The sequence below is a fragment of the Pseudoalteromonas sp. MMG022 genome (assembly GCF_021654245.1).
GTDB lineage: Bacteria > Pseudomonadota > Gammaproteobacteria > Enterobacterales > Alteromonadaceae > Pseudoalteromonas > Pseudoalteromonas amylolytica.
Genome location: NZ_JAKFZQ010000062.1, coordinates 1 through 400, shown reverse-complemented (window position 1 = coordinate 400; position 400 = coordinate 1). Strand labels below are relative to the sequence as shown.

Annotated in this window: 1 protein-coding gene; it reads right to left on the bottom strand. The window is 45.5% G+C overall.

Features of this window, described 5'->3' with window-relative positions; translation table 11 throughout:
- Positions 1–337: hypothetical protein (locus L1070_RS20195; protein WP_237126917.1), on the bottom strand; the 337-nt coding region annotated here is incomplete at its 3' end.
- Positions 338–400 lie beyond the last annotated feature (63 nt).

Genomic DNA, 400 nt, shown 5'->3' with positions numbered 1-400 from the left:
CTTTTGGATAGTCCATCTTTGTGTTGTTGAGCCCATGTACCAAGTGGTGTTGCTCTGCCTCTGACAAGATAGGCAGTCTATGTGGGGCAACCTCTTGCTCATTCACATCACTCAGTGCACTCAACAAACGACATAAATGGTCATTCAAACGCTCTATGGCTTGTGCACTGAACAGGCTCACATCATAGGTCCAGTGAATGCCAACACCATCATCATTCATGCTCAGGTCGATGTTTAAATCAAACTTCGCTGCAACCGTATCTGATGCATAAGGTGCGATATCCACGTCCGCCAAAGTGTGCTTACTTGTCTCTCCCACACCGTAATCTGTGTTCATTGTCATCATGATTTGGAACAGTGGTGTGTGACTTGTGCTTCTAGGCACCTTTAATCTATCAAC